Consider the following 15216-nt stretch of genomic DNA (forward strand, 5'->3'; position numbering starts at 1 on the left):
CGGTAAAAAGAGAACCACAAGCACAACGTATGCGGGATCGCAATCCCGCGGGAGTTGTGCTTGTGGTTCTCTTTTTGACTTGTCGAGCGGTCCTAGAGCTCAGCGGAGAAAAACAGACAAGAGGATGTATGCGGGATCGCATCCCGCGGGAATCATGCTTAATTTCCGCCTTTTGTTTTGTCGAGCGGTCCTAAAGCTCAGCGGAGAAAAACAGCCAAGAGGATGTATGCGGGATCGCAATCCCGCGGGAATCGTGCTTAATTTCCGCCTTTTGTTTTGTCGAGCGGTCCTAGAGCTCAGCGGAAAAAAGCAAACAATCGTGATGTATGCGGGATCGCATCCCGCGGGAATCATGCTTAATTTCCGTCTTTTGTTTTGTCGAGCGGTCCTAGAGCTCAGCGGGAAAAAAACAGCCAAGAGGAAGTATGCGGGATCGCAATCCCACGGGAGTTGTGCTTGTGGTTCTCTTTTTGACTTATCGAGCGGTTTTAAGGAAAATTTGGCTTTATCCAAAAATAACCTAACAATTCTTGCTATACTAATAGAAGAATCTTGAACTTCTGCAAAGGAAATCATATGGAAATTAAACAATTAAGAGCAGTACGATTGGCTAATCAAGGACTATTGCATCCTTTTGAGGATCCAACTGAGGCGATTGAAAGAATTGTTGGCATTCAAAGCCAGCAGCCACAAACAGCATGGTTAAATTGGGGATTACATACACAAAATGCAAATTTAGACACCGTTATGAAAATGGCTCAACAACAACAGATTGTTCGCGCTTGGGGACAGAGATGGACATTGCATTTATTTAGTCTGGCTGATTTTCAATTGGTGGTTAATGCCAGAAGTAGTGAAAAAATTCCGGCAGCTTATTTTTTAGGACAAAAAGATCAAATTTTAGCAGTAGGCGAAGTAATTAAACAGTTATTGCAGCACAAAACGTTGATGCGTGAAGATGTCTTAACCGAGTTACACCAACAATTTCCAACGTTAGACCTAGATGGTCGGTTTATTTATGTTGTTTTACAGGTTTTGACAATGAAGGGTTATTTGTATTTTGATGCTACTTCTTCAACGCAAAACTGGCGAATTATCGCAACTAAGCCACAGAAAGGGGCGAAATCAGTTGCAACTCTGATTCGTCGTTATTTGAAGGGCTTTGGACCAGCGAGCTTAACTGATTTTGTACGGTGGTCCGGAATCAAAGTTTCCGTGGTTCGGCCAGTGTGGGAGTCAATTGCAAAAGCACATAACCAATTTGAACAGTCAGAACTGGTAAGTTTACGAGCATACTCCCAAAGTCAGTTACAGGAATTAGCCGATGAATTAGAAACCAAGGTCTTAATTGCAGCACCGTTTGATGCCAGTTTAACAGGCTATGCAGATAAAAACTGGTTAATGAAGCCAGAGATGCAAAAAGTAATGTGGACTAAAAATGGTATTTTGCGGGCGCCGATTATTATTAATGGGGATCTGACTGGTTATTGGACGCAACAAATTAAGAAAAACTACATCCAATTTACAATTAATCATTGGCTAGTGATCAGTAAAACGAATCAGAACGCCTTAAAAGATAAATTGACTAAAATTGCTCAGTTTCAAGGATCTGTTCCAAAATTTACATTTAAAAAAATGAATTAAACTAGATCCTGAATCGATATTTCGGCAAGCTTTTTATTTGCGTTTTACCCTTGTTTGATGTTAGTCTAACAAATGACGATTGTGATTAGAGAATTGGTAATTGCAATCGAACAAAGGTATTTTGGTACGACATATCATTTTTGAAGGGAAGAACGCGGCTGCAAAAAATATATTCATTTTGAATCATTGATATTTCGTATCTCATTGAGACCTTTGTTGAGAAACAAAAGGAAAGAGGGTTTTACAATGAGATTTGGAAACTTTAGTAATCGTAGTTACCGTATTGCTTTGGACACGAAAACACAGTTGTTCTGGGCTAGTGACAAACACGATTCAAACATTAAAGCTAGTGGTGTAACCATCACAGAAGCACTTAACAAGTTAAACGAAAAAACTGACGGTCAAGTACTCCGGTACGCAAACTAATAAGAAATTCGAGGTCTAGCAATTTTGAATGCTGATGATTCCGTTTCGGGTAACGAGTTCAGTTCCTCTAGGATAAGTTGATACAAAAGTATTAAACTTACCCTAGAGGAATTTTTTTGCTTAAAAATGGCTTGAAACGTGTTTTAACAATGTGGTTCAATTAACTACAAACGATTAAATTTGAATTGAGGAATTAAAATGGCAACTAAAAAAAAGTTTTATGCTGTTGCAAAGGGTAAAAAAACCGGTATCTTCACTGATTGGAATGAAACCAAAAAGCAGATTGACGGCTATTCTGGTGCGAGATATAAGGGCTTTGCCACACGTGAAGAGGCACAACATTGGTTAAAGGGTGATCAGCCTGTTTCAAAAACAGTCAAGAGTGTTGTTCACCAAACGGCAGGAAACCCGACAGAATCGATTGTGGTTTACACAGATGGTGGTTCACGCAATACAGGTAACGTTAACGGCGGTCATGTTAAAAAGCAGGATAAGGCTGCATGGGCCTATTTAATAGAGACAGATGGACAACAGTATTCCGATTCTAAAGGTGAATTTGGTGCTACAAATAATCGGATGGAAATTATGGCCTTAATTGAGGCACTGAAATGGCTGGAAACCAATCTTGATTCCAAAGCAAAAATTGCGATTGTTGCGGATTCTCAATATGTGTTAAATGCGATTCAAAAACATTGGTTAGCTGGCTGGAAACGACGGGGTTGGAAACGCGGTTCTGGTCAACCGCTTGCTAACAGTGAGTTGTGGCGACAATTAGATCAGTTGCTGGGTCACTTCCCAAATCTGCATTATTACTGGACAAAGGGTCATGCGACTAATCGCGGAAATGTTTTTGTAGATACTTTGCTAAATCAAACGATGGATCAAATGAGTACGAAGACGACTGATGTTAAGAAAACAGCGATCAGACCAACTGCACCTGAATCAGCAAAAAGAGTGTATACAAAAAAGGACGTGGTAACCGAAGATCATCAAAAATCGGTAGACGCCCTTAAAAAGAGTTTGGAAAAACTAGAATGGTATAATGATTAATTTTTAGGAGCAGTTAGGCTGAAGCTGATCGTTTCTTTTTCTCCGGGATAATTTGAATCAGGCGTAAAGTCGCTTTTGGTAAGCACGGCACGCGAAGCCAAATTTGTTTGCGCCGTTACGGCATAAAGACTTGTTAACTTGAGTTCGGCAAAGGCAAAATTAATCATGTGACTTAAAACTTCAGACATGATGCCATGATCCTGATGATCACTAAGAATTTCGAAACCCACTTCAGCAGTTGTTTTGGCATCGTTGAAATTCCAAATGCAAAAAGTACCTAAAAATTCTTCAGTTTTACGATCGGAAATTCCCCAGAGTAATGAATCATTGTGCATAATTAAGCGCATCATCTTGTTGACATAGTCGGCAGTTTCTTTAATATCCTGGTCAACATGGCGACCGCTCATGGCTGCAATTGAAGTGTCATGACGTAAGGCATAAATGTCTTTTACTTTGGTGGCTGTTAACCAGTCAAGGGTAAAATGCGTTGTCAAAATTGGATGATATTTTTCGAATTTTTCCATTGAAAAGCTCCTCGTTTGTTTTCTATTTATAATCATAGCATATAACATTTTGCATGATAGCCAAGTAATTTTGCTTGGGTTTAATCTAGAAAGCGAATACAATAAGGGAAAATTATAGGAGGTCAATTGAAATGAAAATTCAGTTTGATTCTGCTGCGGCAAATAAAGTTCAAAAAAATTTAGATGAATCAAAAAAATTATTGTTAACATTTGAGGATGGTGTGGGTGCCTATTCGCAACATGCCATGATTCATATGCAAGTGCAGTTTACAATTAATATTGTGGGTAATGATATGCCAATCGATGGTTATAATGCCATTGTTCATTCGAATATTGGTGATTTATTAATTAAAGATTATTCAGCAGCAGATTTGGAAGAAAACATGACTATCAAATTGAACTCACATCTTGGCACCCTGCAACTGAGCGGAGATGGCGGTGCAATCGATGACAATGTTGGATTTATTGATTTTACAGATAAAAATGGTGTCAAGAACAATCCAGCTAAATAAGTTGTTTTACCAAAAACTAACAATTATGACGAATTAAAAAAATTCGTGATGGTTGTTAGTTTTAATTTAGAAAAAGTTTGTGATGATTACGGCAATTTATTCGCTTGATCCTAGATATAAAGCGGATTCTCCCTTGTTCCTTTCTAAAAATTCTTGTAGAATGGAGAGACTTACTACAGGGGAAGTGTCAAAATGGAAGAGCGATTTAAACAGGAATTTAGTTGGCCTTTATTTTTTAGTCCTTTTGTGTCTAGATTGGGCGATGCGTTATTTATTTTTGGGTTAAACTGGTTCATTGTAAAAGCGACCGGCCATGCTTCTCTTTTGGGAATTGTACAAGGAATTGGTGGAATTATCCTCGTGGCTGGCGATCTATTTGCGGGTCCCATGGTAGATAAATATAATCGCAAAATAATTATGCTTATGGCAGATGCCGTCAGTTTTTTTGCGTGTTTAATCATGGCGGTCATTATGGATGTAAATGAACCTGTTTTTTATCAGTTAGTTTTGTTAACCTGCGTAATTGATATCGGTTTGGCGTTTAATTTTCCAGCTGCTAAGGCGGTGATTCCGGAAATAATTCGTAGCGACAAACTATCAATTTTTAATTCTTGGTCAAATACTGGGTTAACATTGGCTGACATTATCGCACCACTTTTTGGTGGCTTTTTGTTGACGTTACACTGGATTAATTTTAAATCGTTTTTGATTATTAATGCGTTATCCTTTTTGTTGTCATTTATTTTTACGTGGGTTTTAAAATATACGCCTGAAAAGGATCACACTAAGGAAACGATGCCCATTTTACAGAGTTTATCCAAGGGATTAAATTATGTTCGGCATAATCGTGATGTTTTTGGATTAATTATCTTTGATGCTTTTTTGGCTGCAATGTATGCGGGCTTTACTTTACTTTTACCCTATGATGTTGATCGGTATTACAACGGGGATGAACGTTTATACAGTTATGTACTGACATTGGTAGCTGTTGGCGGCATGCTGGGCGGCCTTTCATTGGTTTTAGATAAACGTAAACCAAAAGTTAAAAATAATTATCAAGACGCATTTATTTTGGGGATTAGTTTAATTGTTACGGGCATTTGGGTGAATTACTTGCTATTGCTGGCCATTGCGTTAGTCTATGGTTTCTATACAGCACGAATGGGCGTCCGCATGATGACAATTGTTCAAAATGCCACCGAAGTTGCTTATTTAGGGCGGGTCTTTTCAATTTGGTTTTTATGCTTTGACAGCATGCATCCATTTGGATCCTTTGTATTTGGTTTTATTTCAGACTGGTTTAATCATGGTACATTTTTCGTGCTTGGCGGATTAGTACTTTTCGGATTATTGGTCGTATACTTAATGGAAAGAACACCAGAATGAAAGAAGGTGTCGAAGTGGATTCGATTTTATATGATTTAGAATTTGCCAAAAACGATCAACGTTTAGCCAATGTTTTTCCAAAAGCGCAAGAAACTTTTTACACAGGGTTTGTGAATAGTATTGGTGCCGATGGCGTAGTCCTTAACACCTTTGATGACACAGGCCAAGCGGATGGGTCAGTTTATGTTCAATTTGATGCAATTGATAATGTTGAATATGATAGTCCTGACTTAGATAATATGTTAGAAACCATTCAAATTGCAGAAACAGATCAGCTAATTATGGCAACTGATCAAATTCCTGATTTTGATAGTACTAGTGATTTAATCAAACAAGTTGTTGAAGCGGCATTTGCCAGCCACCAATTTTTAGTCTTAACTAGAAGTGACTTGCAGAACTATCAAGAAGGTACTGTGACGGCAGTTCATGAAAATGATTTTGAAATGACACTGGTTGATAAGTTTAATTTGATGCATCGTGTTGAAGCAACAATTAAATATACGGAAGCCGAAATTGTAGAATTTTCTGGTCGTGAATTGGCGGTTGAGTCTGCTACGTGGCCTAAAATTATGACCCAAACACCAAAAACAAGATTGACAGTTACGGATGAGTCGAGCTTTTATGAAGTCCTAAAATCAGCCGAACAAAGTCAGACACTGATCACGATTAACGATGAAACAAAATCGACTAACTTTTTCGTTGGGACAGTGAATGCGGTTAATGAAGATGAAGTTTTATGTAATTTAGTGGATATGGCGGGTCAATTTGGCGGTTATTCTTTGATTCGAATGGATACGATTGCCAGCATTACGTTAAAGTCAGACTATCTACAGGTCATTCAAGCATTCGTTAACTATCAAAAAAAGCATCAAACCTTTGTCCAACCTGTTTTGAATGAAGAACGTTTATTTGATTCAACGGATGATTTATTTTTAGCTTTAATAAAACAAGCTGAGACTTTTTCACGTGTTCTCAGCATGACGTTAATAACGGGTGTGCGTGAAATGGGTTATATCACAGAGCTTGGAGCTGAAAATTTTCGCTTTCATGTGATTGATCCAGATTTGTATGTTGATCAAACTGGCGTGGAAGTTACAATTGAGGATGTGGATGAACTCTCGTTTGATTTCTTAAATGCCGTGTTATTAGAAAATCATTTACGTGATAAAGGACTTTTGTAAGAAGGTGAGTAAATGGCATTCGATGTGATTCGTGGTGACATTACAAAAATGCGAGTAGATGCGATTGTTAATGCTGCTAACACAACATTATTAGGTGGTGGCGGTGTTGACGGGGCAATTCATCAGGCAGCTGGTCCGCAACTATTAGCGGTTTGTCGGCCGCTTCATGGTTGTCAGACCGGTGAGGCTAAAATTACACCGGGGTTCAAATTACCGGCTAAATTCGTTATTCATACCCCAGGTCCAATTTGGCGTGGCGGTACTCATCATGAAGCGGAGCTCTTGCATAATAGTTATTTAAACAGTTTGAAATTGGCTGAGAAAAATCAGTGTCAGAGTGTTGCCTTTCCATCAATTAGTACCGGAGTTTACCGTTTTCCACTGAACGAAGGCGCTAAAATAGCTGTCGCGACGATTTTAAAATTTTTGAAAACAGCAACCTTTGTCAAAGATGTGACGATGGTTTGCTTTGATGAGGGAACTTACGAAGCTTACTTGATGGCGATTAAGGCGGTTGGATGAGGTTTTTTAAAATATAAAGAAGTCCAAACATGCTCCTGGAATTGCGTGTTTTGGGCTTCTTTTTCTTAGGACAGCTCCTTGAAGCAGCCCTTAAAAGATAAGCACGACTCCCGTGGGATTACAATCCCCCTCCGTCGTCCTTATCTTTTAAGAGCTAAACGCTTCAATCCGCTCACTGTTTTTAGGACAGCTACACAAGGCAAGCAGAGAGCTATAAACAGGATTCCAGCGGGATTGCGATCCCACCTCCATCCTGCTTATAGCTCTCTGCTTTAACGCCTTGTTTCGCTCACTATTTTTAGGACAGCTCCTCAAGGCAAGCCAAGAAAAATAAGCAGGATTCCAGCGGGATTGCGATCCCACCTCCATCCTGCTTATTTTTCTTGACTTTAGCGCCTTGTTCCGCTCACTATTTTTAGGACAGCTACACAAAGCAGATAAAAAACTCTAAGCAAGACTCTCAACGGGATGCGATCCCGTTTTCGTCTTCCTTAGAGTTTTTTATCTTAACGCTTTGTTCCGCTCACTATTTTTAGGACAGCTCCTTGAAGCAGCCCTTAAAAGATAAGCACGACTCCCGTGGGATTACAATCCCCCTCCGTCGTCCTTATCTTTTAAGAGCTAAACGCTTCAATCCGCTCACTGTTTTAGGACAGCTCCTCAAGGCAAGCCAAGAAAAATAAGCAGGATTCCAGTGGGATTGCGATCCCACCTCCATCCTGCTTATTTTTCTTGACTTTAGCGCCTTGTTTCGCTCACTTTTATTTGTTGTCCCTCATATAATTATTAATTCTTTGAATATCATCTGCTGTTGGGGTATACGAATTTATTTTGATATTGTGAATCTTTTCCACGGATAAATGAGTCCCGAACGCTACATCTGCATCTGTTAAGTCATGTTTCTTCTGATAACCGACAATCTCTTCAGCAAGTTTAGTTAAATCATTCATTACAAATCCTCCTAATGTGGTTGGTTCCCTTTACATTTAATGTACCATAGTTGAGGGCAAAAAGAACGTGAATTGTGTGTATTTTTTAAAGAAATTCGTCAAAGTGCGGGATAATTTGTTATAATGCAACTCAAGAGGGATTGAGGTGAAAAGCATGAAGTATCAAAATCTATTATTTGATGTGGACGACACATTATTAGATTTTAAAGCGGCTGAAAATCAAGCCCTTAAAGGATTATTTACAGAAATCAGATATCCATTAACAGACGATGTGGTCAGTTATTTTCGTGTTTTAAACGCAAAAATGTGGCAACGGTTTGAATTAGGTCAATTGGATCGCCAAACTTTAGTCAACACCCGTTTCACGAAACTTTTCGCACATTTTAACGAAGAGGTTGATGGCATCAAGTATGAAAAAATTTATCGTAGCTTTTTGAATCAAGGTCATCAATTAGAACCCCATGCCCGCGAACTGTTAAACGATTTAAAGGGACAATTTAATTTATTTATTGTTTCTAACGGCATTGCATCAGTTCAAGCACATCGTTTAAACGATTCGGGTCTAACTGATTACTTTAAACACATTTTTGTTTCCGAAGAGGTTGGTTACCAAAAGCCACGGATCGAATTTTTCGATTACGTTGCGAAAAAGATTGCCGGATTTACACCTAAAAATTCGTTAATTATTGGTGATTCACTCACTTCGGATATCCAAGGTGGCGTGAACGCAGGCATTGATTCAGTCTGGTTTAATCCTAAGTTGCAACCAAATCATTCAACAGTCAGTCCTACATATCAAATTGACGATTTGCTGGATCTGCAGACGATTCTGTAATATTAAAATTTATGTTCAAATTGAACAAGCAATCACTCATTGAATTCGAGAGTCTAAATCGAAAACAGTTGGAGATTGCTTTTTTTGTGCAAAAGAATATGAAAACTCAAGAAAATGTTAATTAATTGCATGAATTTTCAGGAAGTGCTATTATCTATTGTTAGAATTCTAACAATAATAATAGAGGTCATTATGGAAAAACATTTAGGTATTAATCGACAGTTACATATTTTGTCAAACCGGGCAACACGTACATTTAACCGTACTTTTTTAAGTGATGATATAACTGGTAAACAGGGCGGTATTTTGCATTTTCTACTTCTGCGTGTAGGTAAGAAAGATATTTATCAACGCGATGTAGAGGAGTATTTTGGTATTCGCCGCTCTTCAGTCACAAGCTTACTGCAAGCTTTGGAAGAAAAAGGGTATATTACGCGAAAGGCCGTTGCCAAAGATGCGCGGTTAAAACAAATTATTTTGACTCCCAAAGCCTTAAAGTTTCGTAAAAATGTTGTAGCTGGAACGTTTGATTTTGAAAAACTTCTGCTTCAAGGAGTTTCAGACGAAGAAATAACGGCGTGGCAAAAGGTTACTCAAAAAATGATTAAAAATTTAGAAAAACAAGATTCAGGAAGTGATAAACAATGATAAAACGTTTGGGACATTCAGTTCGAGAATTTAAAAAATATGCCTTAATTTCACCAGTGTTAGTGGCAATCGAGACTTTTATTGAAACGTTTATTCCGTACTTAATGGCAAATATGATTGATAAAGGAATTATTCCAGGTAACTTAGGCTATATTGAAAAACTAGGTGCTTTTATGCTGGTGGGAACTTTTATTTCACTAGCTGGAGGCGCGGGAGCAAGTTGGTACTCCAGTAAAGCCAGTGCGGGTTTTGCTAAAAACTTGCGACATGATCTGTATTATCATATTCAGGACTTTTCCTTTGAAGATTATGAACATTTTTCAACGTCTAGTATTGTAGTTCGTTTGACGACAGACATTATGAATATTCAACAAGCGTTTCAAATGTTAATTCGGGCTGCAGCGCGAGCACCTTTGATGCTAATCTTTTCGATTACAATGGCGTTTACAGTGGATGCACAAATGGCCATGGTGTTTGTAGTTTCTGTTCCAGCCATGGCAATTGGACTCACGATAATTATTGCAATTGGTCGCCCATTATTTAAGAAAGTTTATCAACGTTATGACGGATTAAATCGGGTAGTTCGTGAAAATCTGCGTGGTATTCGCGTTGTTAAAACTTATAATCGTGCAGAAACAGAAAACCAAAAAGAAGCACAAGCCTCTTCTCGTATTTATGAAGTATTTAGTAAAGCGGAACGCATTTTACAATTGAATAGTCCGATCATGCAGTTCGTGATGTATGGAACGTTATTATTTTTGGCTTGGTTTGGTTCCAAACGTATTGTGGCCGGCACAATGCAGCCGGGACAATTAGTCAGTTTGCTTGCTTACGCGATGTCCGTTTTAATGAGTTTGAATATTTTATCAAACGTATTTAATCAAATGACAATTTCACTCGCATCGGCGCAACGAATTGATGAAGTTTTAACTTATAACAGCACGTTAACCACTCCTAAGGATGCCTTAACTAATGTTGCCAACGGAGATATTGAATTTAAACATGTTGATTTTAATTATGCTGATGATCATGTCACCCGTTTGCATGATATTAACCTGCATATTAAATCTGGTGAAACAATTGGCATTATCGGTGAAACTGGTAGTGGTAAAAGTACATTGGTTCAATTGATTCCGCGTTTATATGATGTGAATAAAGGCAAAGTGGATGTTGGTGGGCAAAACGTCTGCTATTACGACATTCGAACGTTACGCGACAATGTGTCGATGGTGCTACAACAAAATGTCTTGTTTTCGGGTACAATTGCGGAAAATTTACGTTGGGGTGATGAGCATGCAACGGATGAACAGCTTGTACACGCCGCTAAGTTAGCTCAAGCGGATGATTTTATTCGTAGTTTACCTGATGGTTATGATACGTATATTGAACAAGGTGGTAGCAATGTTTCCGGTGGACAAAAACAACGTTTAACGATTGCACGAGCACTGTTAAAACGACCAAAAATTTTGATTTTGGACGATTCTACCAGTGCTGTAGATACCCACACGGATAGTTTGATTCAAAAGGCTTTTCGAGATGAATTACCGCATATGACCAAGTTGATCATTGCGCAACGAATTTCATCAGTACAAAGTGCGGATCGAATTGTCGTTTTGAATGACGGTAAAATTGAGGCAGTTGGCACTCATAATGAACTATTAAAGTCGGATTCACTTTATCAAGATATTTATAATTCACAAATCAAAGGAGGAGATTCGCATGCAAAGAACTAGAGTAGCAGGTAGAGCCAAAATAAATGGTTCAGTTTGGCGTATTTTATGGCGATTATTAAAATACATTTTGCAAAAAAGTCACTTTGCGTTGTTTATTGCGTTTTTCTCTGTGATTGTATCTGCAGGGGCGGCTGTGATTGGAACTGTTTTTATTCAACGCTTAATTGATGACTATATCACACCGCTAACCAAAGCAACTAATCCTAATTTCACACCGCTATTGCACGTTGTTATTTTAATGGGTGCGATTTATTTATTGGGTGTATTAGGAACTTTGGCTTACTCGCAGATCATGATTATGACTGGACAGAAATTACAAAAACGTGTTCGAGATGACATGTTTACTCATATGCAAAAACTGCCATTGAGTTACTTTGATTCAAACGACTATGGAGACATCATGAGTCGGTATACGAACGATGTTGATACTTTACGTCAAATGGTAGAACAAAGTTTTCCTATGTTTATAAATGCCATTTTCAATATTGTGTTTACACTGACCGCCATGATTGCGTTAAGTCCATTCTTGACACTCATTAGTTTAGTGATATTTGCCCTAAGCATCTTTGTGGTCCGGACCCTCAGTTCAAAAAGCAGTCAGTATTTTCGGTTGCAACAGAAGTCTTTAGGAAATATTGATGGCTACATTGAAGAAATGCTAAATGGCCAAAAAGTCGTTAAAGTATTTTCACATGAAAAACAGTCCAAAGCCGGTTTTGATCTTCGAAATGAAGATTTGCGAAAAGATGCTAGTATGGCAAATGGCCTTTCAACGATGTTATTCCCTATTATGGGAAATGTCGGTAATATTTTGTATGTTTTAATTGCGGTGGTTGGCGGTTATTTTGCCGTAAATCATGTGACGCCAATTACACTTGGTGAAATTGCGGCCTTCTTACAGTTGAGTCGTTCGTTTAGTCAACCAATTGCTCAAATTACTATGCAACTAAACTCAATTATTATGGGTCTTGCGGGAGCACAACGAATGTTTCAGTTGTTTGATGAACCAGTTGAAAAAGATTCTGGGAATACCAGTTTGGTGTACGTTTCAGAGGACACTCAACATCACTTAGTTGAAACGAGTGAACGCACAGACCGATGGGCATGGAAAACAATTGAAAGTGATGGTAGCCAAAAACTTACACCAGTCAAAGGACACATTGTGTTTAATGATGTGAACTTTAGTTATGATGGCAAAAAAACGGTTCTTCATCATATTTCGTTGGAAGCTAAACCGGGTGAAAAAATGGCGTTTGTTGGGGCAACTGGAGCTGGGAAAACGACCATCACCAATATGTTGAATCGTTTTTACGACATCTCTAGTGGCAAGATTACCTATGATGGAATTGATATTAGGCAAATTCAAAAAGCAAGTCTGCGTTTATCAATGGGAATTGTTTTACAGGACACGAATTTGTTTACGGCCTCGATTCGAGATAATATCCGCTACGGTCGGTTAAATGCAACGGATGAAGAAGTCGTGGCTGCCGCTAAATTGGCCAATGCAGATAGTTTTATTCGTAATTTGCCCAAGGGCTATGATACGGTGATTGATGGTTCTGGTTCGGACTTGTCACAAGGACAGCGTCAATTGTTGTCAATTGCGCGAGCTGCCGTGGCTGATCCACCAACTATGATTATGGATGAAGCAACTTCAAGTATTGATACACGAACGGAAACGTTGGTTCAATCCGGCATGGATAACTTGATGCGTGGTCGAACTACATTTGTGATTGCTCACAGATTATCAACAATTCATAATTCTGATGATATTTTGGTAATTGAAGATGGTCGTATTATTGAAGAAGGAAATCATGAAGCCTTAATGCAAGAAAAGGGCGAGTATTACGAACTGTATACTGGAAAAACTATCTTAGAATAAATGTTAAGATTGCAAAATGACAATTAAGCTACCTATAGTGAATTAAACTGTTTAATAGCAATAACTGAAATTACTGTGGTACTTTTATTTATCTAGCAAATCAAAAAATCGTATTTAATACCTCGATCATGATAAAATGAAGGGGTATTTTTATATAGAAGAAATTAAAGGTTGAAAGTATCAAAATTACTTCAGTAACTGTCGTTAGTGGTTTAGTTCATGAAGAGTAGTTTAAATGCCGTCCTGCGGCTCATCTGGTCTGGAACGGGGTGGGCACGATTTGAAGCCAAGAAGAACACTTGTCTTCAAACTCGGCCTTATCCTAAGTAATAAATTACTAAGGATAATTTCACCCCTGAGACCAATCGCCTCCGGACTAAGAACGTTTTAAGCATTAATAATGTGCAGCAACACTAATATCAAAGTTGTTATATTGGTGTGTTGATTACAAAGATTAGACTTAGTCTGGAAGCAAATGGGCTCAGTAGTGACATTTATCTTAGCGGGTTTCGCTTAGATAAAGGCTGAGCTTGAAGACGTGGTTTGCGGCTTCAAGTCGCGCCCACTACGTTCCAGCCCAAATTTGCTGGAAGACGGTAATTTAATCTAATTTTGTTACCATGATCACTTTTGTATCAGACAACGAGATGTGTTTTATAGTTTCAACCTTTAGATTTAGAAGAAATAAGAAAGAAGCGTAAATTAAAATGATTCAAATCCCTCAAAACATGACAGAAGTAAAAGTTAAGATTGCAGAATTGGAAGAACTTGGTCACACAAGTGATGAAAAGCAGGTTGTTTTTGAAGCCATTCAAGATAATGCCCAGTCTTTGTTAGATGAGCAACTAGAAGGGAACTATTACTCCTGCAAGTTACACGACGATACGATTACCATCTTTGATGTTATTCAAAAACCAATCGGTGAAATTAAATCGCAAAATGCGTCGTTTGATGCTGATTTTCGCCAAGATGCCAATAAAATGTTGATTTACTTAGACACAGAAATTCGTCGTGTGATTAATCAGCGTTAATTGATCAAAACCTAAAATTTTAAGTTAAGGAGTTTCAAATGACCATAAAATTAATTGCTAGCGATATTGATGGTACCTTTTTGGACGATCAGCATGAATTTGATCGTCACCGTTTTCAAGAACAATTAAATGAAATGAATCAACGAGGTATTCATTTTGTGGTTTCGAGTGGCAATCAGTATCAGCATTGTATCAAGGTGATGGCTGGTATTGAGGGTGATCTTACTTATGTGATAGAAGACGGCGGATTGGTTGTCGAGAATGGGCGTGTATTGGATTCTAGTCCAATTGAACCAGAGCTATGGCAGTCAGTGGTGGATAGTATGGCACGCAAGCCCGTTTTAGCGAATGGTGTGATTGTCTTATCGGGACAAAAGGGTGCGTACACAAACGTGACTCAACAAACTGAGACATGGGGCCGGACGCAGTATTTCTATGAAATGTTACAACACAAAGCACCACTGACTGAGGTTAATGATCAAATTTATAAAGTTGATGTTAATTGGCCGGGAATTGCGGATGTCCGTGACAAACATGCCGAGTTAGTAGCAGAATTTGGGGATCAACTAGCTGAAGTGATGAGTGGATATAGTGGCATTGATATTATTAAACCACATGTAACTAAGGCATATGGTTTGGAACAGTTACAACGAATTTGGAATGTTTCAATGACTGAAACGATGGCCTTTGGTGATAATCAAAATGATGCGGCGATGTTACAGGATGCTAAGTATGGTTATGCTATGAAAAATGCGGCACCGGAAGCTAAAGCAGTGACTTCATTAATCACGCCACTGGATAACAATCATAGTGGTGTCTTAGACATGATTGATAAAGTTTTAGAAGATCGAATTTGATCATTAACGTTACTTCAAAAACCGATGCTTAAAAC

Annotated in this window: 15 protein-coding genes; 13 read left to right on the top strand and 2 right to left on the bottom strand. The window is 38.4% G+C overall.

The window, feature by feature from the left end; genetic code table 11:
* Positions 1–576: 576 nt before the first annotated feature.
* The 3 genes from IV87_RS03105 to IV87_RS03115 all read left to right on the top strand — a co-directional run bounded on the left by IV87_RS03105 (position 577) and on the right by IV87_RS03115 (position 3120).
* Positions 577–1644, top strand: coding sequence for a DNA glycosylase AlkZ-like family protein (locus IV87_RS03105; RefSeq protein WP_057805450.1), 1068 nt, complete (start codon positions 577–579; stop codon positions 1642–1644).
* Between the two features lie 246 nt (positions 1645–1890).
* Positions 1891–2070 (top strand): hypothetical protein, encoded by a 180-nt coding sequence (locus IV87_RS03110; RefSeq protein ID WP_057805451.1) that lies wholly within the window; start codon positions 1891–1893, stop codon positions 2068–2070.
* A 198-nt stretch (positions 2071–2268) separates the two neighbouring features.
* A complete protein-coding gene (locus tag IV87_RS03115) occupies positions 2269–3120 on the top strand; it encodes a ribonuclease H family protein (protein ID WP_057805452.1) in 852 nt (283 codons plus the stop codon).
* Here the strand turns inward: IV87_RS03115 and IV87_RS03120 are convergent.
* The gene (locus IV87_RS03120) at positions 3117–3644 is read right to left on the bottom strand and encodes a GNAT family N-acetyltransferase (RefSeq protein ID WP_057805453.1); all 528 of its coding nucleotides are present in this window, start codon (positions 3642–3644) and stop codon (positions 3117–3119) included. The two genes, IV87_RS03115 and IV87_RS03120, sit on opposite strands and share 4 nt — an antisense overlap.
* Positions 3645–3775: 131 nt before the next feature.
* Between IV87_RS03120 and IV87_RS03125 the strand changes: the two genes are divergently transcribed.
* From IV87_RS03125 to IV87_RS03140, 4 genes are all read left to right on the top strand, one after another.
* A complete protein-coding gene (locus tag IV87_RS03125) occupies positions 3776–4156 on the top strand; it encodes an iron-sulfur cluster biosynthesis family protein (protein ID WP_057805454.1) in 381 nt (126 codons plus the stop codon).
* A 192-nt stretch (positions 4157–4348) separates the two neighbouring features.
* The gene (locus IV87_RS03130; protein WP_057805455.1) at positions 4349–5542 is read left to right on the top strand and encodes an MFS transporter; all 1194 of its coding nucleotides are present in this window, start codon (positions 4349–4351) and stop codon (positions 5540–5542) included.
* A 14-nt stretch (positions 5543–5556) separates the two neighbouring features.
* Entirely contained in the window at positions 5557–6723 is a 1167-nt protein-coding gene (locus IV87_RS03135) for a hypothetical protein (protein WP_143053129.1), read from the top strand.
* A gap of 12 nt (positions 6724–6735) precedes the next feature.
* Positions 6736–7245: an O-acetyl-ADP-ribose deacetylase gene (locus IV87_RS03140; protein ID WP_057805457.1), complete on the top strand. Its 510-nt coding sequence runs from the start codon at positions 6736–6738 to the stop codon at positions 7243–7245.
* Between the two features lie 761 nt (positions 7246–8006).
* Here the strand turns inward: IV87_RS03140 and IV87_RS03145 are convergent.
* Positions 8007–8195: an LBP_cg2779 family protein gene (locus IV87_RS03145; RefSeq protein ID WP_057805458.1), complete on the bottom strand. Its 189-nt coding sequence runs from the start codon at positions 8193–8195 to the stop codon at positions 8007–8009.
* A 154-nt stretch (positions 8196–8349) separates the two neighbouring features.
* On the opposite strand from IV87_RS03145, the gene IV87_RS03150 reads away from it, so the two are divergent.
* From IV87_RS03150 to IV87_RS03175, 6 genes are all read left to right on the top strand, one after another.
* Positions 8350–9030 carry a YjjG family noncanonical pyrimidine nucleotidase gene (locus tag IV87_RS03150; protein WP_057805459.1) on the top strand — a complete coding sequence of 227 codons (681 nt, stop codon included), beginning with the start codon at positions 8350–8352 and terminating at the stop codon, positions 9028–9030.
* A 192-nt stretch (positions 9031–9222) separates the two neighbouring features.
* Entirely contained in the window at positions 9223–9678 is a 456-nt protein-coding gene (locus IV87_RS03155; RefSeq protein ID WP_057805460.1) for a MarR family winged helix-turn-helix transcriptional regulator, read from the top strand.
* Entirely contained in the window at positions 9675–11411 is a 1737-nt protein-coding gene (locus tag IV87_RS03160; RefSeq protein WP_057805461.1) for an ABC transporter ATP-binding protein, read from the top strand. Before IV87_RS03155 ends, IV87_RS03160 begins: the two co-directional genes overlap by 4 nt.
* A complete protein-coding gene (locus IV87_RS03165) occupies positions 11398–13293 on the top strand; it encodes an ABC transporter ATP-binding protein (protein ID WP_057805462.1) in 1896 nt (631 codons plus the stop codon). Before IV87_RS03160 ends, IV87_RS03165 begins: the two co-directional genes overlap by 14 nt.
* 707 nt (positions 13294–14000) lie before the next feature.
* Complete coding sequence (locus tag IV87_RS03170) at positions 14001–14324, top strand: hypothetical protein (RefSeq protein WP_057805463.1); 324 nt, start codon at positions 14001–14003, stop codon at positions 14322–14324.
* Positions 14325–14362: 38 nt separating this feature from the next.
* On the top strand, positions 14363–15181 hold the full coding sequence (locus tag IV87_RS03175; protein WP_057805464.1) for a Cof-type HAD-IIB family hydrolase: 819 nt from the start codon (positions 14363–14365) through the stop codon (positions 15179–15181).
* Positions 15182–15216 lie beyond the last annotated feature (35 nt).

This window comes from Pediococcus ethanolidurans, from assembly GCF_001437405.1.
Taxonomy (GTDB): Bacteria; Bacillota; Bacilli; order Lactobacillales; family Lactobacillaceae; genus Pediococcus; species Pediococcus ethanolidurans.

Excerpts from the sequence above, each read along its gene's own strand:
- IV87_RS03140 (WP_057805457.1), top strand. The coding sequence starts at position 6,736 with ATGGCATTCGATGTGATTCGTGGTGACATTACAAAAATGCGAGTAGAT.
- IV87_RS03120 (WP_057805453.1), bottom strand. The coding sequence starts at position 3,644 with ATGGAAAAATTCGAAAAATATCATCCAATTTTGACAACGCATTTTACC.
- IV87_RS03170 (WP_057805463.1), top strand. The coding sequence starts at position 14,001 with ATGATTCAAATCCCTCAAAACATGACAGAAGTAAAAGTTAAGATTGCA.
- IV87_RS03165 (WP_057805462.1), top strand. The coding sequence starts at position 11,398 with ATGCAAAGAACTAGAGTAGCAGGTAGAGCCAAAATAAATGGTTCAGTT.
- IV87_RS03155 (WP_057805460.1), top strand. The coding sequence starts at position 9,223 with ATGGAAAAACATTTAGGTATTAATCGACAGTTACATATTTTGTCAAAC.
- IV87_RS03145 (WP_057805458.1), bottom strand. The coding sequence starts at position 8,195 with ATGAATGATTTAACTAAACTTGCTGAAGAGATTGTCGGTTATCAGAAG.
- IV87_RS03175 (WP_057805464.1), top strand. The coding sequence starts at position 14,363 with ATGACCATAAAATTAATTGCTAGCGATATTGATGGTACCTTTTTGGAC.
- IV87_RS03150 (WP_057805459.1), top strand. The coding sequence starts at position 8,350 with ATGAAGTATCAAAATCTATTATTTGATGTGGACGACACATTATTAGAT.
- IV87_RS03110 (WP_057805451.1), top strand. The coding sequence starts at position 1,891 with ATGAGATTTGGAAACTTTAGTAATCGTAGTTACCGTATTGCTTTGGAC.
- IV87_RS03160 (WP_057805461.1), top strand. The coding sequence starts at position 9,675 with ATGATAAAACGTTTGGGACATTCAGTTCGAGAATTTAAAAAATATGCC.
- IV87_RS03125 (WP_057805454.1), top strand. The coding sequence starts at position 3,776 with ATGAAAATTCAGTTTGATTCTGCTGCGGCAAATAAAGTTCAAAAAAAT.
- IV87_RS03105 (WP_057805450.1), top strand. The coding sequence starts at position 577 with ATGGAAATTAAACAATTAAGAGCAGTACGATTGGCTAATCAAGGACTA.
- IV87_RS03115 (WP_057805452.1), top strand. The coding sequence starts at position 2,269 with ATGGCAACTAAAAAAAAGTTTTATGCTGTTGCAAAGGGTAAAAAAACC.
- IV87_RS03130 (WP_057805455.1), top strand. The coding sequence starts at position 4,349 with ATGGAAGAGCGATTTAAACAGGAATTTAGTTGGCCTTTATTTTTTAGT.